The 21265-nt window shown below is 38.4% G+C and carries 15 protein-coding genes and 1 pseudogene; 6 read left to right on the top strand and 10 right to left on the bottom strand.

Translation table 11 applies throughout. The annotated features are described in order from the left end of the window. Positions 1 to 154 precede the first annotated feature (154 nt). From CO692_RS10510 to CO692_RS10470, 9 genes and pseudogenes are all read right to left on the bottom strand, one after another. Positions 155 to 1630: a helix-turn-helix domain-containing protein gene (locus CO692_RS10510; protein WP_096742216.1), complete on the bottom strand. Its 1476-nt coding sequence runs from the start codon at positions 1628 to 1630 to the stop codon at positions 155 to 157. A gap of 242 nt (positions 1631 to 1872) precedes the next feature. After that, entirely contained in the window at positions 1873 to 4110 is a 2238-nt protein-coding gene (locus CO692_RS10505) for an ATP-binding cassette domain-containing protein (RefSeq protein WP_096742215.1), read from the bottom strand. A gap of 343 nt (positions 4111 to 4453) precedes the next feature. Further along, positions 4454 to 5035, bottom strand: coding sequence for a GNAT family N-acetyltransferase (locus tag CO692_RS10500; protein WP_096742214.1), 582 nt, complete (start codon positions 5033 to 5035; stop codon positions 4454 to 4456). Positions 5036 to 5261: 226 nt separating this feature from the next. Beyond that, complete coding sequence (locus CO692_RS10495) at positions 5262 to 6281, bottom strand: serine hydrolase domain-containing protein (RefSeq protein ID WP_096742213.1); 1020 nt, start codon at positions 6279 to 6281, stop codon at positions 5262 to 5264. 219 nt (positions 6282 to 6500) lie between these two features. Beyond that, a pseudogene (nagE, locus tag CO692_RS10490) lies at positions 6501 to 7940 on the bottom strand (N-acetylglucosamine-specific PTS transporter subunit IIBC); the annotation flags it as partial. A gap of 60 nt (positions 7941 to 8000) precedes the next feature. Beyond that, the gene (locus tag CO692_RS10485; RefSeq protein WP_096742211.1) at positions 8001 to 9182 is read right to left on the bottom strand and encodes a YdcF family protein; all 1182 of its coding nucleotides are present in this window, start codon (positions 9180 to 9182) and stop codon (positions 8001 to 8003) included. Between the two features lie 789 nt (positions 9183 to 9971). Beyond that, positions 9972 to 10715, bottom strand: a complete 744-nt coding sequence (locus CO692_RS10480) for a hypothetical protein (protein ID WP_096742210.1) — start codon at positions 10713 to 10715, stop codon at positions 9972 to 9974. A 482-nt stretch (positions 10716 to 11197) separates the two neighbouring features. Continuing rightward, positions 11198 to 11533, bottom strand: a complete 336-nt coding sequence (locus tag CO692_RS10475) for a nucleotide pyrophosphohydrolase (protein WP_061053736.1) — start codon at positions 11531 to 11533, stop codon at positions 11198 to 11200. After that, positions 11496 to 13190 (bottom strand): DUF2075 domain-containing protein, encoded by a 1695-nt coding sequence (locus tag CO692_RS10470; protein WP_096742209.1) that lies wholly within the window; start codon positions 13188 to 13190, stop codon positions 11496 to 11498. The genes CO692_RS10475 and CO692_RS10470 overlap by 38 nt, the downstream gene beginning before the upstream one ends. 893 nt (positions 13191 to 14083) lie before the next feature. Here CO692_RS10470 and CO692_RS10460 point away from each other — a divergent pair. The 6 genes from CO692_RS10460 to CO692_RS10435 all read left to right on the top strand — a co-directional run bounded on the left by CO692_RS10460 (position 14084) and on the right by CO692_RS10435 (position 19667). After that, positions 14084 to 14392, top strand: a complete 309-nt coding sequence (locus CO692_RS10460) for a hypothetical protein (RefSeq protein ID WP_096742207.1) — start codon at positions 14084 to 14086, stop codon at positions 14390 to 14392. A gap of 707 nt (positions 14393 to 15099) precedes the next feature. Then, positions 15100 to 15678 (top strand): hypothetical protein, encoded by a 579-nt coding sequence (locus CO692_RS10455; RefSeq protein ID WP_096742206.1) that lies wholly within the window; start codon positions 15100 to 15102, stop codon positions 15676 to 15678. 804 nt (positions 15679 to 16482) lie between these two features. Beyond that, positions 16483 to 16728 carry a hypothetical protein gene (locus tag CO692_RS10450; RefSeq protein WP_096742205.1) on the top strand — a complete coding sequence of 82 codons (246 nt, stop codon included), beginning with the start codon at positions 16483 to 16485 and terminating at the stop codon, positions 16726 to 16728. 123 nt (positions 16729 to 16851) lie between these two features. Next, entirely contained in the window at positions 16852 to 17253 is a 402-nt protein-coding gene (locus tag CO692_RS10445) for a VOC family protein (RefSeq protein ID WP_096742204.1), read from the top strand. A gap of 294 nt (positions 17254 to 17547) precedes the next feature. Further along, on the top strand, positions 17548 to 17844 hold the full coding sequence (locus tag CO692_RS10440) for a YciI family protein (RefSeq protein ID WP_081117388.1): 297 nt from the start codon (positions 17548 to 17550) through the stop codon (positions 17842 to 17844). A gap of 527 nt (positions 17845 to 18371) precedes the next feature. Beyond that, entirely contained in the window at positions 18372 to 19667 is a 1296-nt protein-coding gene (locus CO692_RS10435; protein WP_096741998.1) for an ISL3-like element ISEfa11 family transposase, read from the top strand. A gap of 199 nt (positions 19668 to 19866) precedes the next feature. On the opposite strand, the gene sufB is transcribed toward CO692_RS10435, so the two are convergent. Further along, positions 19867 to 21258 (bottom strand): Fe-S cluster assembly protein SufB, encoded by a 1392-nt coding sequence (gene sufB / locus CO692_RS10430; RefSeq protein ID WP_005232103.1) that lies wholly within the window; start codon positions 21256 to 21258, stop codon positions 19867 to 19869. Between the last annotated feature and the right edge of the window lie 7 nt (positions 21259 to 21265).

The raw sequence follows: 21265 nt of genomic DNA, 5'->3' as shown, positions 1-21265 counted from the left end.
GGACAAATTATTTGTAAGTATGACACGCGTGTTCCTTACTAAACTAAGAATAGCGTGCTCGTTTCTCAAAGGAAAATCATTATTTTCATAAACACCTGAAATAGATGAATAAATAACATACCTATTTAAACGCGTGAACAGCACAGCAATTGGTTTAAAAGAGCGGTTTTTGATAGGGATTTATTTTCCTTTCGAGGTGTTCCCAATCGCGATCATCCGGGAGAGATTTTAACAATAAGTAATCTGTTTTGACTTTATAATCAACGAGGTAGCGATTGTAATTGGTCACGATCAAATCGATATGGGCAGCATGAAGCGTATGTTTTGTTAAATATTGCAGTTGAACAAACGTCAATTTATGCTTGCTGCCAAATCGCTGGATCGCTCTTGTTTGGATATGCTGGCACACAAAATGATCCCCTTCTAAGAGGAAATAAATAGTTTTTGCTGGTGCATAATAATCGAAAATCAGCTCGCTATAAATCGTTAAACTGACACAGATGTCTTCTAAGTAGGCAGTAGACATGGAGAGTTTTTTGCTCTGCTCCTTAAGAAATTGTAAGTTCTTTTGGTAACTCTCACTGTTGGAACGCATGATCACCTCTTTGATATCATCCATTTCCTTGTTCAAAACCGGCGCAATCGCATGGTTAATTTTTCTCGATAAAAAGAAAGAACGTAAAAAAGTCGCAACCGTTTTGGCTTGTGCTTGGGGCACCTCATGGTTTTGAAGAAACAAGTCCGTCACAGTTGTGATGGCTTCGCCTTGATGAAATTGTTGGTAAAATTTTTCCTCTCGTTCTTCTTGATCCAAGGTTCGCTTGCACAAGGTGACTAAGTAGATCCAAGCGAATTCTTCTTTGGGCAGCTGAACCTGATAGATTTTTTCAATGCCTTCCTTCAGTGCGTAGAGCTTGGAAAAACTGTTCCCTTTATACGCCTGTCTAACCAGTTCTTTCGGCATAGTGATACGATAGCCGAGGCTCGCACGCTTGATGGCAATATAAAATGTGTAGTAAAACGCTGCGGGAGTCGCCCCAGATCCGATTTCATAATAGCCGAACTTGTCCTCCAATTGACCTAAGATCAAGTCATGCAAGGCTTGATCTGGAACCAACGTATAGATCGTTTCCACACCTTCGTAATAAAAATCTTTGAAAAACTTACGCAAGTTGGCTTCACTTCCTTCAATCGTTAAGGGATTAGATGCCCACTGCAAGCCATAGCTTTTTAAAATAGGGTTTCGCTGATTGAGTAGACGCCGAAACGTACTCTCTGAAAAATGATAATGATGTGCCAGCTCATCCACCTTAGATAGTTTGCCATGGAAAATATTCCCGATAATTTCAAATAAGCATTCATTTTTTAACAAGCTTTGCTTTCTTTTTTGATAGTCTGCTGGCTTTTTCTCTTCGAAAACAAACCCGCTATTGCCCGAAACGAGGGCAATACTGTCCCCAAAATATTCTTTCATGTATTTGATATCATTGGCAATCGTTCGTTGCGTCACCTGATTGCGCTCTGCTAAGTCGCCAATCGTGAACACACGGTCTCGCTCAATCGTACTCAGCAGCCGAAACAAGCGCGCGGTCGTACGGTTGCTGATGAAGGCCAATTGCAACTCTCTCATTCATCCCACTCCTTTTTTCAAGAAATTCTTTTCTATACTATTACATAAATAGCACACTATTTGGTAATTATATACTCAAATTTATATATTTTTAATCAAAAAACCTACTAAAAATGAAAAAAATAACGAGGAGAAATTCACTTTTTAGACTTATCATATTCTTTTTTGCTGGAGGAAAAAGAAAAAAAACCGCAAGCAGCGCTCGATGAAAGAGCTGCTTGCGGCTTTTTTTGGTTTTCTCATTAAAATAAATACTGGGCAGTAATCGAGGACTGGCACTCGATCAGTTTTTCTGGAATCCCTTCGTACAACACTTCGCCACCGCGAATCCCGCCATCAATGCCGACATCGATCAGCCAATCCGCTGCTTTCATGACCTCAAGGTTGTGTTCGATCACGATCACCGTGTTGCCTTTTTCCACTAGTCGTTCGATGATCGCCAAAATGCTCTTGATGTCTGCCATGTGCAATCCGGTTGTTGGTTCATCCATAATGTAGATATTGCCTTTTTTGCTTAATTCTTTTGCTAACTTCAGTCGTTGGCATTCACCACCAGACAAGGTATTCAATGGCTGTCCAAGGGTCATGTATCCTAGTCCCACAGCCAAAATCTGTTTTAGTTTTCTTTGAATCGCTTTTTCCTCAAAGAATTCCACCGCTTCTGTAATGCTCATGGCAAGGACTTCATCGATCGACTTGCCTTTCAAGCGATACTGGTAGACTTCTTCTTTAAACCGTTTGCCGCCGCATGCCTGACACAAAACCTCGACGGAATCCATAAAGGACAGCTCCATCTTGATGGTCCCGTGGCCTTTGCACGTTTCACAGGCGCCTTCGGAATTGTAGGAAAAAAGACCTGCTGAGACCTTGTTTTCTTGGGAAAATAACTTCCGAATGTCATTCATGATCCCAGAATAGGTCGCTGGATTGGAGCGGATATTTCCCGCCACCGCTGATTGATCGATCGTAATGGCTTCGGGATATTCTTTAGCAAAAACCCCATTCACTAAACTACTCTTTCCAGAACCAGCGACACCGGTCACCACTGTAAATACTCCTAATGGCACCCGCAGTGCTGTATTTTTCAAGTTATGCAGCGTCGATTTTTTCGTTTCGATAACCTGATGACTCTGGCGAGGTGCTTCTTTAAAGTCCACCATCTGTCCAAATGCTTTGCCAGTCAGTGTATCTGAGCGCAGCAATCCTTCAAAGGTTCCTTCGTAGGTAATATAGCCGCCATTTTTCCCCGCTTTAGGACCAACATCGATAATATGGTCAGCTGCTTTAATGACATCTGGATCATGCTCCACTACGATGACGGTGTTTCCTTTGTCCCGTAGTTTGACTAACAATTCATTCAATCGATGGACATCCCTTGGATGCAGCCCAATACTCGGTTCATCAAAAATGTAGATCACATCGTTCAAGCTAGAAGACAAGTGTTTGACCATTTTTACCCGCTGACTTTCCCCACCAGAAAGGGTCGTCGTTTCACGGTCTAAGGAAACATAATCCAACCCGATATTGATTAGATCAGTGATTCTCGCTTGGATGTTTTGAAGCAGCGGTTGGACACTCTCCTCCGAGATTTCTTGAAGAACCGTCAATAGTTCATCCACTTGCATCGCCAAAAAGTCCGCAATCGAATAGCCCGCGATTTTGCACGCGAGTACTTGTGGATTGAAGCGTTTTCCCTGACAGTCAGGACACTTCTGCTCATTCATGAAAGAAGCGATTTTCTTCTGGGTAGCAGCGGAGCTTTCATTGCCACCTTTGATATTGGAGCGATTAAAACGAGCGACTAAGCCTTCATAGGTGGAACTCATCCCTTCCATATACAAGGAATCGATTTTTTCTCCTTGGGCATACAAAAAGCGGTTCATTTCTTCTTCGCTATATTCTTTCAATGGCTTGTCATTGTCAAAAAAGCCCGTATTGGTGAAAGACTTCAGCAGCCAGGAGCCGACTTTGTAGCCAGGAAGCAGGATCGCCCCTTCGTTTAAGGACTTTTCAAGATCCAGTGCCTTTTCTAAATCTAAGCCGACGATGCGCCCAATCCCTTCGCAAGTGGGACACATCCCATGAGGATCATTGAAAGAGAAATTCCATGCAGGACCTAAATACGGTTGACCAAGACGAGAAAAAAACAAGCGGATCAAGGGATTGATATCCGTGATCGTCCCTAATGTGGAGCGGGAATTGCCGCCTAAACGGCTTTGATCAACTACTACCGCCATCGAAAGATTGTCGATGGCATCCGCATCGGGCTGGCTATATTTTGGCAAAAAGTTGCGGACAAATTTCGAAAAGTTCTCATTCAGCTGTCGCCCAGCTTCTTGTGCGATCGTGTCAAAGACGATCGATGACTTGCCTGAACCAGAGACACCCGTGAAAATCGTGATTTTTCTTTTGGGAATCTTCAAGTCAAAGCCCTTCAAATTGTTCTGCCTGGCGTTGTGGATCGTAATGTATTCCTGCATGCTATACCCTCCCAGATTCTGTTGAATTTTTTCAGTGAGCGACCATTATAGCACAAACATTCTCGCTGTTTCTCGGAATTTTGAAAAAAAACTATGTTTATTTTATGTTTTGTTCTAAATGTTGGAATAGCAATGGTGGGGGCTTATGCGATTTTTCGATAACTGTTGCATAGAAAGGAATTTAGCGTGCGAACGAAGTTAGAATACAGAGCGAAGAACGAGTATTTTGAATGACCTTAAATTGCTAAAAGGTAAAAAAACAGTCTATTTCCCCTTGCTTGCAAAGTGAAATGGACTGTTTTCATGAAATAACCTTTAACCGTTTGAAGCCGACTGTTATAGATCAGCTCAATGCAGTTGACGGAAACGTTTTGATCAATGTCACCGTTTCTTCTGCCCCATAATCCCCTTCGGCATATAAATCAAGATACTCTTCCAACAAATAGTCAGCAAGGTCTTGGGAAGATTGCGTAAAACCAGCCTTTTCGTAAGATTTGACTGCAGCAATATTTTTTCTCGATGGTCGCATCATCAATTTTTGAATGCCGAATGTTTCATGTAAATGATCACCGAGGGTGACGATCGCATCGGTGCCAAATCCTTTGCCGCAATGAATTTCCCGATTCAACCAGATATCCAGTTCTGCTATGCCGTCTTTTAGATGAAATGAGGAGTAGCTAATAAAGCCAATCGGTTCACCTTCATGTAGAATCAAAAAGCCTCTGCCATCTTGCGGTTGGGCACCAGTAAAGTAATACTCTTGATAGTCCTCAAAAAACTCTGCTTCAGTGGCGATCGGTGCATTAGGATAAGAAGGTGGTCCGGAATGATACTTTGTGGTTTCAGAGTGAAAACACCATTGATAGACCGCTTCTTTATCTTTGATTTCCGCAGGGGTTAAAGTGACTTTGTTGCCTATTACCATGTAGCATACTCCTTTGCTTAGTTAGTATATGATAGCTGCTGTGCCTATTTTAATCAAAGGTACTTTAGAAAACAACTGCTCGCCAATTCGTTTATTAAATATAGATTTCGTTTAGGAAAACAAAAAACCAATTGCTTTCTTTCATTTTTCAAAGACTTACTATGTAGGTTACATACATAAACAAAACCGAAACAGCAGACTTCCTCTCTGTTTCGGTCTTACTTCATTAGTCTACGAAAAATTCTTCTAACACTTCTTGCATTTCATAGGCATGTGCCGATTTGTTTGAACATACCGCGATCAACAACTGCTGATCTGGGTAGTAGACGGAATGGTAGTTGACACCTGGATCATAGCCCATCTGGATGTACTTCACCACTTTTTGTTCTACCACTTTCATCAAACCGCCATAGCCATAAAAAAATTCATCTTCCTCATAGACTTGTGGTGTCAAAAATATCTCGGTCATTGTTTTACTCAGTAATTGCCCGCTGATCAATGCATGCCAGAATTTTTCTAAGTCTTCAACTGATACATAAGCACCGCCATCCGGTCCGCCCTTGGCTGGGATGGAAAATATATTGGTCTTAAGTCCTGATTCCGTTTCAATATATCCTAATGCCGTATTGCGAGGCAGCATGTCTTGTGCAAAATAACCAGCATCTGTCATTTCTGCTTTTTCAAAAATATTCTTTTCAATATAGTCGGTAAAGTTTAAGCCGCTAACTGCTTCTACCACCATTCCTAAGAGGATGTACCCTGCATTGTTGTACTTGACCTTGCTTCCCACTGGATCAGCCATTGCTTTTTTTTGAAAAAGCGGCAAAAAATCACGGGGGGTTCGCACTCGATAGGTCGGCAAATCTTGCCAAAGTGCTTCAAAATCATCGGATACTTCTTCATCAAAATAGTCAGGGATACCAGAGGTATGTGTAAGCAAATGATGAACAGTCACAGCTGGATCAAAGTTTGGCAATACATCTGGAACACACTCCTGCAGTGTCGTGTCAAAGCTCAGTTTGCCTGCTTCAACTAATTGGCAAATGGCTAGTGCCGTAAAAAGCTTGCAACCTGAGGCAATGCCAAAACGGGTATGGGCACGATTTGGTAATTTGTCTGCATCGTTTGCATAGCCAAAAGTGCGATCCACCAAAACTTTGTCAGCTTTGACCACACGAATGTTGCCATAAAAAGCGTACTCTTTTTGCTTTTGTGCTAATCTCTTATCAATTAATTGGGTATTCATTTTCTCTTCCTCCGAATGTTTCGTACAAGGACAACTTGTCGTCAACATTAGCCTACCCTTTTCATATTTGGAAACGCAACATCCTTATCTCCTCCTATCTGTTATCAGGGTATCATAGAATAAAGCGCTTCACAATGGTGGTATCTTTGTACTTTTGTGCAAAGACACCCAACCATTCTATCCATCTATCATTTCATGAGCAATGGCAACCTATCTTATCATTTGGTCCAATGCCTCAGCAACGAACCCTACATCTGTTCCAATAATCAACTGTAAATGCTGTTCATCAATAACGACAAGTCCTGCAATTGGTGGTTGTTTGAGTGCCTTTTGATCAACGATACTTACCTTTTTTACGGCAATTCGTAAGCGCGTGGCACAGTGATCGATACTTTGAATGTTTATGGTATCTCCTAATGCGACAAGAATTTTTCGGGCTAGCGCATGGTGATTATCTTGGCCTTCTTTTGCCTTCATTTTGGAAAAAGGAACGTCATCTTTCTCTCTGCCAGGTGTCATTAGATTGAATTTTTTGATAGCAAAATAGAAAGTAAAGTAATAAACAACTGCCATCGCCGCTCCTAAACCAAGCAACATATAAGGCTTATTGGCAATAGGAACCCTCAAACTCAAAAGAAAATCAATAAAACCTGCACTGAAATTGAAACCAGCCGTCCATTGGAAAGTTGCCGCAATCATCAATGATAAACCAGTCAATCCAGCATGGATGAGGTATAGCGGCCAAGCAACGAACATGAAAGAAAACTCTAAGGGTTCAGTCACCCCAGTAAAGAAAGAAGCAAAGGCTGCCGCAACCATTAATGAGCCAATTTGTTTTTTCTTCTCGGGTCTTGCACATTGATAAATTGCGTAAGCACCGGCAGGTAGACCAAACATCATCACTGGAAAGAACCCCGCCTGATACATCCCAGTCACACCTTTGACTCCTTCACTCGCCCAGAACTTGCCAATATCATCAATCCCTGCAATATTGAACCAAAAAACATTGTTTAAGGCGTGATGCAAGCCAGTCGGGATCAACAGCCGATTAAAGAACCCATATAAACCAGCACCGATGGCTCCCAAGCTGGAGATCCAACCACCAAATGACACGAGCCCACTGTATACCGTTGGCCAAAGGAAAATTAAAACCGCCGACGCGATGGCCATAACAGCTGTTGTCAAAATCGGAACTAGTCGCTTGCCACTAAAAAATGAAAATGCCATTGGTAACTTGACTTGCCCAAATCGGTTATAGGTCTCAGCAGCAACGATCCCTGCCAAAATACCGATAAAAACATTTTTGTTATTGATGGCAGAAAAAGCAATATTGACCGCTTCAGCATCTATACCCTGAAACATAGCTACAGCGCTCGGTGTTAGCAACGTGATCGGTGTTAAAAAAGCGACTAGTCCAGAAACAGCGGCAGCTCCATCCTTATCTTTAGCCATACCATATGCCAGTCCGACAGCAAACAAAATACCTAAATTATCTAAAATCGTACTACCAGTCATCAGCAAAAAGGCAGCAAGTAAATTGTTACCTCCCCAACCACTAGGATCGATCCAATAACCGATCCCCATAAAAAGTGCTGCAATTGGTAATGTAGCCACTGGCAGCATCAATGAACGCCCGATTCGTTGCATATATCCTTTCATCTCTCTTGATTCCTCCAACTCTGTCATTTGTGTGTTGTGTTTTTGAATCGAATACCTTTCTCATCGCTGCAAGTTTGGGTATTGCCAGATGCCTTCGATCCGCAGCAAATCACGGTACAAAACAAGGCGCTCTTGTTCCGTTGAGGTTTTGATCAGCTCTTCATTATCTGGTTCACCAATGATGTCTATCTCGTATTTAGGCTTTCCTTGTGGATGCAGCTGACCATTGATAATACGATCCGCAGTTTCAAACAAAACTTTTCCGCGGCGGACATGACTCGCAGAACTAATCACTGTGATTTTATTACTGAAATCAAGCTCATTTGCTAAATCAATTGAAAATAAGGCATTTTCAATCGTATCTGTTGCCAATGCTTCTTGAATAATTCGCTTCTCGTCAATGCCATTTTCAATCAACCATTGGTGCATCAGTTTTGCTTCCGTATTCTCTTTCTTCGGAACGCCTCCTGTCACAATGATTTTCGCTGTAGGATTTTTCTCCAAAAGTTTCAATGCATGCTCTAAGCGATTGATCAACGTTTCCTGCATTTGTCCTTCATCATCTAAGGCATAACCGAGTAAAATAAATAAGTGATTTTCTTCGTATTCTTTGATCGCAGTCGGCACTTCTTGCTTGCGCACCGCTTCTATGCGTTCAAATCCATCTTTGAATTTTTCTGTTTGGGCTTTATTTAAGGTTTCCATTTTCTTATACACTGTCTCATCAAAGGAGCCTTCTAATAAACCTGCATATACATAATACTGAACAAGTGCTTGATAGTTTTCTGGTTCTTGCTCAACTACACTTTTAAAAATCGCCACTGCTTCATCAAGTTTATTATTGATCACTTTTGTGCTGGCTAATGAGCGTCGATAATCGGTGGTGACTGGATCTAGACGTATCACTTGCTTCAGCAGTTCCTCACGTACTTCTTGATCCCCTTTAAGGGTCAATCCAGCAAAAACCTCACGTTCATTTTCCTTGAGGTCTCCCCCGTGCCAATAATAATACATTGCCTTATCTAACAAATAATCGATTCGTTCTTGTGTTGGGTTATTGTTTTCTAAAGTGCTAAACCCATCTTCCGTTTGTTCTTCTGCAGTTGCTGATGCTATACTTTGTTCTGTTTGTTCACTTGTATTGACTGTTGTATCGGAGGTTTTCGTTTGGTTCATCTCCGTGCATCCGCCCAATACGAGCATTGCGATGAGCAATAAAGGATAATGGTGCATTTTTTTCATAAAAAGACCTTCTTTTCTATTTAATATTTCACTTCTTGAAGGTAAGCGGATTCAAAGGGATGAACCCGCTTGCCATGGTAAAGAAAGCAACCTTCTTTTTTGAAGAATAGAAACCTAGGCAAGTTACGTGCTTCTAGTGGATAAAGCTGACCCTAGTTCGTCTGCTGTCACTGTTCCTTATAGACTGAGGGACAACACAAAGTAAGATTTCATCATTGCTATCCCCTCTTCTATACCGTGGACATCACTGTCTGTCTCACCTCGTCAGGTGTAATCGTCTTCTTTCTAATCGTCACTAGAAAGGCGTAGGTTCTTTCTTATCGGCGCCAATAAGAAACGAAACACACGCAAAAAAAGTCATCAGACAGGAAATGTCCAATGACTTGACACAGCAAAATAAACCTCCAGCATCCCGCGTTTTTTTCCGATAAAATCGCTGGAATCACTAGAAAAACCGCGAGATTTTCGGTACAATAAACACGTTGAGCCTTTAGGGATCAACTATGGCAACTTGATTGGTCATCCTGTTTAGAGAAGTGACTGATCAGGGCCTCGTAAGTCTGCGCCAACAGAATTACGGGGTGCCTATTTTTTTTGGTTTCTATTCGCTTACATTCTATAGAATGTCTTTTGGAAAAGCAAGCGAACATCGCAACAAAATTGTAAATAATGGTCAAAAATATAAAAACTGTTGAGATTTTTTTCGATTCATATAGAATTATCTGTTACTTTGCGTATTTATAAAAAAAGGAGGACCGAATCATCCATGATTCAATCCTCCTTTTTGCGTTAGACAAATACAAACAAAATTCCAGAACAGATCGTGCCTACCAATAGCCCACGAATACTGCCTTCTCCTTCATTGGGTAACTCAAATTTGATGATATTCACCAGCAAAGCGCCGGTGATCAAGGCTTCAATGATGACCACCAAATAGTAGGGCAATGAAACAAAGAGGGAGAACGCAGCTCCCGCGAAAATACTGAAGGAAAGCACAAAGCGGCCATATTTGTTATAGAGAGCACCATGATGATGATAGAGCAACCAATCGTTCATGAGAAAGTGCAAACTAAAGGCAATAAAGTAGGTCAAAATGTAAAAACGCTCTGATAGCGTATTGGCAATCACGATATAGCCGATCATAATATTGTAGATCACATGAAAAGCGATATCCGACCAAAAAAAGGCGTTTTTGGCACTGGTGATGTCTTTCTTTTCTAACACCATAAACGTCCGCTCATCGATTTTGTAGATCACGTAACTGAAGACTAAGCCAAACAAAACGATGCCATAGACCCCATGACTATAAAAAATCCCCGAATCCCAGCCAAATTCATCGATCAACACCGTTTGAAAATAAGCCAAATGGGGCAATAGATGAACGATCGCATAGGAGATCCCTACCCCAGCGGCAAAGGAACTCATGTATTGCACGTTTAGTTTTCTGGATGAGATAACATTTGAAGATAGATGGATGAAGATAAACCCTAAAGTGATCATGCAATTCACAAGATTGTTTGTTAGATACGTCATAGTTTTCTCCTTCTTACATTCCGTTTGCGGCATCGTTTAATCGCAATTTTCAATAACAAAGTCTTTTTAATTAGTTATTTTTGATTATTTTCATGAAATATTCTTGTTTACTATACAGTAAGTGAGCTTGGGGGGCAATAGGTTTTTTAGGTTTTTGGGGAGAAATATTTTTGATAGAAAATGACCTTCATTATTGCCGATTTTTTCCCGATGATCTTGTCTTCATTTTCGGATAGGATAATCTTGTTTTTGCTCTTGCAGACAGTAGGTCTAACTTCATTTTTTATAAAAAATTGGGCTTATTTGAAGTTAACTTCAAATTTCCGAAAAATTGTAACCAATTTGAAGTTATCTTCAACTTTCTCAATTATGACAGATTTTTGACGTTCGTAACCAATCACTGATGAATTCAGAAAGCCGTTGTTGCTCCTATTCCATCAAAAAAAGAAGCAAGAACTAGCAGCGTCCTTGCTTCTTTTTTGTTACAATTCATTATACTTCTTTTTCGAATCTTTACTTTCTTTCACCGGATACTTCATGTTGTTTTTTTCCAGCTTTTCTTTGATGATCTCATCAATATCAAGACCCAAATTGTCTGCCAACATATAGGAATAAATCAGAACATCGGCAATTTCTTCTTTTAGATGTTCGAAATCTTGAGTGGCTTCTTCAGGTGTTTTCCATTGAAAAATCTCCAACAATTCGGCGGCTTCGATGGAGATAGAAATAGCTAGATCTTTTTCATTATGGAATTGTCGCCAATTGCGATCATCTCGGAATTTATTGATCCGTTCCATTGAAGAGGGTTGGTTTTGCATGGTTGGACTGGCTCCTTTCGTTTTGTAGGGTTAAGAGTTTTTGGCGCAGATTAGGATTGATTGCATAGATGTAAAGCCCTTTGATTGCTCGTTTCATTAATACATTCAATGAATTAAGGATGATCGATTCTTTGGCTTTCTTCGTCAATTCTTGGTTCATATCGTCACGTCCCGTAAACGCCCCTTTGTCCTCATATTTATCGATATCGATGACAAGCTGGTCGGTCTCTAGATCGTAATCAACGGAAGGGCCAATGACGACTCCTACATTGTTTAAATCAAACCCTTGGACGGTGTAGATTGAACCGACTTCACTGATTGTATCTGGTCGCTCCGCCCATGTTCGCTTCGTATCGGTCGTATTCCATGGCAGGTTGATCCCACCAGGATCTACAAGATATGAAGCTCCGTCTTTCTTATGAACATAATCGAATGTTGAGATGATCCGTGACAGACCTTCCTTTTTATCGAGAGAAAAGATTTTATTCTTCAACGCATCATGGGTTTCCATAATCTGAAGCTCAAAAGATGCTGTCGATTCTGGAATCGGTGTTACACGTTTTTCTACGATATCATTGATCCATTGAATAATTTGTGGACTACTTTTCATTCTTAATTGATCTTTTAGCTCAAAGCGAGAAGCATTGTACCTTTTCTGAAACTGATCCAATTTGTCCTGATCCCAATAACTTTTGATTTTCAATACTTGCTTCGGATCAAAGATACAAATCGTGATTTTTGCTCGCTTGATAATCTCTTCTAGTTGGTTTTCATAGTGAAAACTGTTATAGCTGTCTTTCTTCGTTAAAAGCAAATGGGCCTCATCCACAATAACGATGTCTGGGTGCAACTTCTGATTATCTGTTTTATTAATAAAGGAAGTTGGCTTTAACATATGATTCTTTTTTAAATTTGGCAAACTTTCTGCCATTGTATGATAGGTTTTTAACATTTCAGAATGGTTGACCAACAAATAGTTATCGGTGCCTTTTAATACAGGCTCTGACTTTGTATAGTCTTGAAGGGTGTTATAGAGAGATGCCAATAGGACGCTCTTTCCCGTTCCAGCTTCTCCTTCGATCATCAAGACTTTTTGTGTTTCATCCTGCTGAATCGCTTGTTTACAGTACTCAATGATTTCAAGTTTTATATCTAACTGTTCTGGCGTCAGTTCTTTAAAAGGGGATAATTTATATATATCCTTGTTGCGAATCGTATCGATTGAATGCTTCGCCAACTGACGCCTTTGCAATTCTTCCCATAACTCTTGGAAGACCACTTCATCATAATACTCTTTTTCATAATACTGATGCATCTGTACCTGTCTTGTTTGACTGACATTTTGCAACTGAAACTGCTCATCCCCAATGAAGTGATTGATCAAATTGGTTTCGATATTGTAGGTCGCTGATTGATTGAATTTTTCATGACCAATCAGCAAGACTTCTTTAATTTCTCTGCGCTTAGAGTTATTCAAGTGCTGCTTCAATCGTTTGTTCACTTGAACCGTTTGACCAATGTACGCAACAGGTCTTTTCTTTTCATTTCGGTTGTAGAGTATGTAAACGACTGGGTACTGATCGATATAGGCCGTCGTTATGCTAGATAGCTCACCTTTCTTGAAATGATGATCTTGTATGATTAGTTGGTTGGTCATATTTTAGAGTCTCCGTTTAGTGTCTATTCCATTAAGTTTATTTATTTTAGTATATCATTGCATATTTTGCTCTTAAAGCATTAAAGACAAAATTGGTAATTTTTTGTTTTAGCAAAATAACCATTATCTAAAAAAATCGCTGTTGATTAATCTACTAATTTCGTCCAACGTGCATACTTTGCTAATGATTTAATAGACTAACTTATTATCCTGAAACTCTTTTCAAACGAATCCTCTCTAAGACGTTCTAAAATAAATAGCTGAAAATCCCCTTTGATAATTCATCAAATATCCTCTGTTTAGGATATTTATAAATTGTTTATTAAATTAAAAGAATTTATTTTTCAATATTAAAATAAATAAACGTTTTATAATTTTAATTTAACCAAATCATTCAATATGAGATAATCATTTACGAAAGGATGATTTGATGAACTATACAGTTACCAACCTAAGACATCTGCGGATCGCTCAAATTTCTTTGTTAACATACTATATTTATTTAGCCTTCCATGACAATATTTTCAAAGCTATTCCATTACTTTTTATCAGTGGTATTTTAGATTCCGTATATCCGCCAGACTACGCAAACCAGTCATTTTGGTTCCCCTATAAAAAGAAAACGATATTTTTAAAAAACAACAATTTATTTTTGGAAGGAGCATTAGAAATCTTAATCATAATTGTTCTTGGTATTTTCCTATCTCTTGTTTTTTAAAGTAAAGGAACAACTTGTGATTGCTGGTTCCCTTTTACCCAACGACTGAATCATTTTTCTATTGCTCACTACTATTTTATCCATCTGTCTATTAAAATGGATTTACCAAATGAATAACGAATCCTTGACTGTTGAGATGACGCTAGTATTTAATCGAAAGGAAAGGTGATTTTTTATGAAAAGAATTTGTTTTGTCTTAGTTTTGAGCAATGGATTATCTTACACACCATTAACTCCAGGTGTTCTTTATCAAAGAGACACAAGCCTCAAAGACTATTTTTCACCGTTTTACGACGTTTCAATCAATTATCTGAGAGATAAAGATACTGTTGATTACTTGATCCTTCCTGAGCCATTTGCTCCTTTTGATAATGAAAATAACCTCCCTATCATAAAAGTTCCTTCAAAATTTTTTCTGACTAAAGACTTTGAAAAAATTAAGGATTACATTGATGACTACTTTAAAGAAAACGCGGAGAAATAATACTGATTCAAGAATATTAAATTGATACTAATGAAATTCATCCTAAAAAAAGCCGTAGTATTTGAACCATTCCCTGTCCACTTGATGGCGATGGCTAATCAAATACTGCGGCTTTGTCTTTTCTCTTAGTTATATTAACTTTTTTTCCACAAAAATATTTATACTAATCGGGACTCAATAGAAGATCATTAATCCAAGTTAGATAGAGAAAAGTATCTACCCAATTTCAAAATGAGTATTTTTTCATACCTTCCATCATTATGCACGATATCTAACATTTAACTATATAAGTTGAAGCATTCCGTGGATTATCTATTAAAAATAAGAGAGGAAATCGACCCTTTACCAGTAAATTTCGCTTATATGAAAATTTTAGATTATGAATAAATTTATAAAAAATACAATAAAATCAGGTTCATATATAAACAAAATATAACGGCAGACTTCCTGATATGAAGCGTATCTTCATCAAGCAATTAAATAAAAACAACCGCCATACAGCTTATTTTCCTACTGTCAGTTGGTTACACTTTCGACTTGTAAAAGTTTTAGATGTAATCAATATTTTTGTGTCCTCTTCATCGTTAAAACAACCAGATAATTTAATATTATCAGCACAAAATATTATTTTTATATTTTTATTTATGTGTTACTATTTTTTTGTTGTATAACTAACAAAAAAAAAAAAGAAAGAAAGAAGGTTCAATATGTCGTTTCTGAAAAAATCAAAGATCGCTTGTTTTATCGCTTCACTTTTCATAGTAATTTCGCCCTTTTTTGGAACATTACAAATTGTAGCTGCAAACGAGATCAATACTTCTGTGGAAACAGAAGCAATCGAACAAGAACTTATTAATCAATACGCAGAGGATTTAGAATTTATATATGAACACGCTGCTGTGACGGACCGTGAAGGAAATATTGTTCAGATCAACTTGACTGTTATGAGAGAAAAATATGGTAATAATGAATTCTATGATATGTTAGAAAGAGATTTTGGTCAGCAACAACCTCAATTGAGAAAAGCAAACTTTGTCGATTGTATGAAAAAAGAATTTGAAAAAATTGTAGGTTTAGATATTGCAAAACAAATTTTCACGCCTCAGGTAAAAAATTTAATAGCTAGTAAAGCATGGAAGAAAGCGTCTGAAGTAATCATTAAGACCTTAGGAAAAAAATTAGGAACAGCTGCTTTGAAAAAAATATTAGGAAAATTAATCCCTGGTGGAATTCCAGCTCAAATTATTTTCAGTGCTGGAAAATGTGGGATAAAAGCGGTAATATAGATTTATGAAAAAAATAATTGGTTTTATACTTATATGTGTTGTTATAGCGGCAATTCTTCCAATCGGATATTTTTTAATCTCAACTATATTCTTGAGAACACCACTAAACGAAGCGTTCAGGGACTTCTTGCTTACCTTCGGACTAATGTTCATAGTGACTGTAGTAGGAATGTTTTTCAAAAAAGACTGAGTCTTTAGAATTGCTATCCAAAAAATTCAAAGCCTTAACATTTTGATTTTCTAGGTATTCCTTGATAGATGAAAAAGGCGAAATATAAATATTTCGATCATGCACAGCAAAAAAGTAGCCCTTTTTCACCATAGGCTTATAAATTGTGCAAACTAAAATCTGAGATAGAATGAACTTTATTCTATCTCAGATTTTTTTGTTATTCTCCCTCATTCAATGATTGATGAAAAGATTAATTCTAACTATATTACTTATTTCACTATTTTATTATCACATCTTTGTTTTCTATAATCTAGATCACTTCATATTTATATTTGAGGTGATTAACTTGTAGTTATTTACCTCTATCGATGGAAAATATAATTTAGCCAGCAATGCTATGACAACAGTAAAAACTATTTTGTACCTATTCTGCTACCATTTATCAGACAAATTCATAAATTACTCATTTGATTAGACAAAATCAAGTTAATCATCATATTTACATACTTATCTAATGATTAAACAGTTTATTTGAACTTAAATTAAGAATTATTGACATTGATGTCACCTCACGCACACTCATGCATGTTATAATTGTCACTATAAAAATTATAGTAGGAGCGTGATTAGCTATGGGTAAAATTGAAAAAAAGGAAGTCGTGGGAAATATTGTCGCATTCACTACTGTTCTTCCCGACCTGATGGATTTTCGCAATTCAAAACTTGCAACTTTTAGCTACTTCATTGATGGAAAATATTATATCTCAGAAAATAGTATTCCTGTTCCAATGAGATATGGTATGGGCAATACAATGACCATCAAATATAACGTAGAAAAACCTACTGAGATTTTTCCAAGACATTATTTTGTCATTTAATTGCAGCGACGTATTCTGCTCCTTTTTTGGATAACCAATTCAAAATTTTCCGATTCCTAAGAAAAAACTGAAAGAAGCGAGTAACTTCTTTGTGATACTATCAGTAAAAAGGAGAATTTTTATATGCTTATCCCAGCTATAAGTTTTCAAGGAAATTGTGAAAATGCAATAAAATTTTATCAAGAGGCGTTAGATGCTCAAGTTAAGTCCATCGTTTATGCGAGTGAAGCTCCGGTAGATTCAGGTTTAGATCCTGAGATGCCTGATGATTTCGTTATGGACTCAGAAATCATCATCGACGGACAGAGAATCATGATGACAGACGGCAGACTAAATAGACCAGCAAATGATTTTTTCTCCTTTTGTCTTGTAAAAGAATCTGCAGATGAAGTTACTACTATTTTTAATAGCCTCTCGATAGAAGGAAAAGTGATTGATCCCCTTGCACCAGTATTCTGGTCCTCGCTCTATGGTATGGTTGAAGATCAATACGGTATCACATGGATGATCATGACCTCGCATTAGTAAACTGCCTTTTACTTACTACTCGTTTAGCTATTTTTTGTTGCAACAAATTGGGTGAATAGCTGATCGAACCCTTCTGTACATTATTCAAAATATCGATAACTGGTTTAAAATTCTTTTGGTATAATCTTCTTGTTAGGCCCGATATGTAAAAAAACATGTCATTTGTTGATCGTATACTTAAAGAGCAGGGTAATTAACTCAACATCTTTGTATATAGGTGATAGCATTCAGTAAAAACTATTGTCTGAAAAGCAAAACAGGCATAAGGTAAAATATGGAGGATTCCCCAACATGAAGAATTTATTTATTTTAGAATTGACCTATCAAAAAGATTTAAGCCAAGTAGAAAAATTTCTTCCCCCACATAATCAATATCTACAAAAAAACTATGATTCAGGTCATTTTATCTGCTCTGGACGTAAAAATCCTAGAACAGGAGGAATCATATTAGCACGTTTGTCCTCCAAAGATGAGGCACAATCTATTATCAAAGAAGATCCATTTTTAATTCATGGTATTGCTACTTACTCTATTATCGAATTTGTTCCTACTAAATTCAGAAGTGATTTTACATTTAATAGTTTGTAATGAGGGTGACTGATCCATATTGGTCGCTTTTTATTTCAATCAATTCCACTATTTCTTCTATTAACAAAATGATTAACCCAATTCATTCATCTGAATTACCAGCAAGTGATGAGGAATGTTTTTCCGTTTATACACATAAATTAGACAACCGTATTTTGACTCGTTTGCGTTTTAAATTAATCACGAAGCTTTTTTGTAAGAAAATTGATAGTAAAATAACGAATAAACAAGTTGAATGAAATGACCGTATATGCTGAAGAATTAGTATAAGTGTCGAAGTCGTAGTAACCAAAAAATATTGTAATCTTCCTGTGAGCTGCGAAAGATAGTCATGGTGCGGTTTTTCTATGCAGATTTCCCCTATGCTCACACTTTTTTACCAATAAAAAACGGCTCTATAATTTATGGGACTGATGAATCAGAATTGATTCTTCAGCCCCATTTTCATTTTAGGTATTAAAAAACATATCGTTCTCTAGTATGATTAAATCACCACAAAATAAACAACTGAGAGGACGATATGCTATATGAATGATTCTATCAAAAAAATGCTGAGAATAATAGAGAAAGATTTGATGATTACAGAGGTCTCTTACGAGACCCTTCAGAAGAAAAAGACGTTGGTCGTCGATGCTGTTCTCTCGCCTACTCCTCGTGCTTGTAGAAGTTGTGGTTCTACTGTGGTAGATGGAAACGGGAAAGCAATTATAGTGAAAAATGGGAAGAAGGAAACGATTGTCCGTTTTGAACAATACAATCATATGCCTTTGGTTATGCGCCTAAAAAAGCAGCGCTATACCTGTAAAAACTGTCGCACCCATTGGACTGCTCAAAGTTATTTTGTCCAACCCAGACATTCAATCGCAAATCATGTTAGATATAAAATTGCTTCTTTACTGACTGAAAAAGTATCTTTATCTTTTATTGCGAAAAGCTGTCAGGTATCTTTGACCACCGTTATTCGTACATTGAAAGAGTTTAAAAGCTATTTACCAAAGCAATCTAAGAAGATTCTCCCAAGAGTATTGATGGTTGATGAATTTCGTTCGCATGCTTCCATAGAAGATAAAATGAGCTTTATTTGTGCAGATGGCGAAACAGGAAAATTAATAGATGTTTTGCCTACGCGTAAATTACCCCGATTAACAAGTTATTTCTTAGGTTGTACCAATCCGGAAGAAGTAGAATTCTTGGTGACAGACATGAACGCCGCCTACTTCCAGCTCACCAAACGTGTTCTGCCAAATGCGAAAGTAGTGATTGATCGGTTTCATATTGTCAAACACATGAATCAAGCGTTCAATGAGTTGCGTATCCGTGAAATGAATGGACTTCGTAAAGCCGGACAGAAAAGCCAGGCAGAAAAACTGAAAAAGAACTGGCGCTTTTTGCTAAAAAATCGTGCAAACATCAACCATTATGAATACAAAACATGGAAAAGTTTCCGAGCACCAAAATACCCATTTCTTACTGAAGCAATGATGATTGATCGATTGCTTGAGTTTTCTCCGCCCCTAAAGGAGGCGTATCCCTTTTTTCATGAATTAGTTGAAGCCTTTCGAGACAAAGACCCTGACTTATTTTTCTCCTTATTGGCAGAACTTCCCGAAACGTTAGATGACAGCTTTCGGGAAAAGCTTCAAAACCTTCTTACCCATGAAGAAGGCATCACCAACGCAATGATCTATCCTTATTCCAATGGAAAAATAGAAGCGAAGAATACCCACATAAAGACAATGAAACGAGTATCCTACGGATTTAAATCATTCGAGAACATGAGAATTAGAATCTTTTTGATCAATCAATTAATCAATGTAAGATAACAAAAAATCTGAGCCAGAATGTGGTTCATTCTGACCCAGATTTGATTTTGCACAACTCATCAGTCCTTATTGACAAAGAGCCTAAAAAACGACAAAAAGGAGCACTCCTAAGAGTACTCCTTTTTGTCATATTATTTTGTGGAAAACAGTAACATACTAATCAAGTCAATGAAGCTTTGAATGTAATGGTGTATCCCTATTACCCCACAGACCCTTCCATCTCATAACTAATCAACCGGTTCAATTCGACTGCGTATTCCATCGGTAATTCTTTGGTGAATGGTTCGACGAATCCCATGACGATCATTTCGGTTGCTTCGCTTTCGGAGAGACCGCGGCTCATTAGGTAGTACAGTTGTTCTTCTGAGATTTTGGAGACTTTGGCTTCGTGTTCTAGGGACACCTGGCTGTTGTGGATCTCATTGAATGGGATGGTATCGGATTTCGATAGGTCATCCATGATGATAGTGTCACACTCGATATGGGAGATAGAGCCTGCGCTCTTCTTGCCGAAGGTGACTTGTCCACGATAGTTTACTGCACCGCCGTCTTTAGAAATTGATTTTGAGACGATGGAGCTGGAGGTATTTGGTGCGTTATGGATCATTTTTGCACCAGTATCTTGGATTTGGTTGGCACCTGCAAAGGCAATGGAAAGCATCGTGCCTCGTGCGCCTTTGCCATCAAGATACACACTTGGGTATTTCATGGTTGTTTTGGCACCTAGGTTGCCATCGATCCATTCAACGGTAGCACCTTCTAAGGCTTTGGCCCGTTTGGTTACTAGGTTATAGACGTTGTCTGACCAGTTTTGAATGGTGGTGTAGCGGCAGTAAGCGTCTTTTAGGGTGAAAATTTCAACGATGGCTGCGTGCAAACTATTGCTTGAATAGGTTGGGGCGGTACAGCCTTCAACATAATGGACGCTGGCGCCTTCGTCAACGATGATCAATGTTCGTTCGAACTGACCGGTATTTTCGGCATTGATCCGGAAATAGGTTTGTAATGGCACATCGACACGAACGCCTTTTGGTACATAGATAAAGGTACCACCTGACCAAACGGCTGAGTTTAAAGCAGCAAGCTTGTTATCGGTTGGTGGGACTAATTTTGAAAAGTATTGTTTGAACAGCTCAGGGTATTCCTTCAAGGCTGAATCGGTATCGGTAAAGACGATGCCAAGTTTTTCAAACTCTTCTTTCATGTTGTGGTAAACGACTTCTGATTCGTATTGGGCAGAAGCGCCGGCCAGGTATGCCCGCTCGGCTTCTGGAATACCAATGCGCTCAAAGGTCTCTTTGATTTTTTCTGGTACGTCATCCCAATCACGGGCAGGACGATCACTTGGTTTTTGGTAATATTTGATGGCATCAAAATCGATGTCAGACAGGTCTGGGCCCCAGTTTTGCATGGGCATCTTGTTGAAGGCTTCAAGAGACTTCAAGCGGAACTCAAGCATCCATTCTGGTTCTTGCTTGACCCGTGAGATTTCACGGACGATGTCTTCGGTCAATCCTTCGCCGGTACTAAAAACAGGCTGCACGTCATCGTGGAAGCCAAATTTATATTCTTCTAATTCGGGTACACCCATGGTTCTC

Source organism: Enterococcus sp. FDAARGOS_375, assembly GCF_002393265.1.
In the GTDB taxonomy this organism is placed as follows: Bacteria; Bacillota; Bacilli; order Lactobacillales; family Enterococcaceae; genus Enterococcus_D; species Enterococcus_D innesii.
Note: the sequence above shows the minus strand (reverse complement) of the source record. Positions and strands in the feature narration are given on the sequence as shown.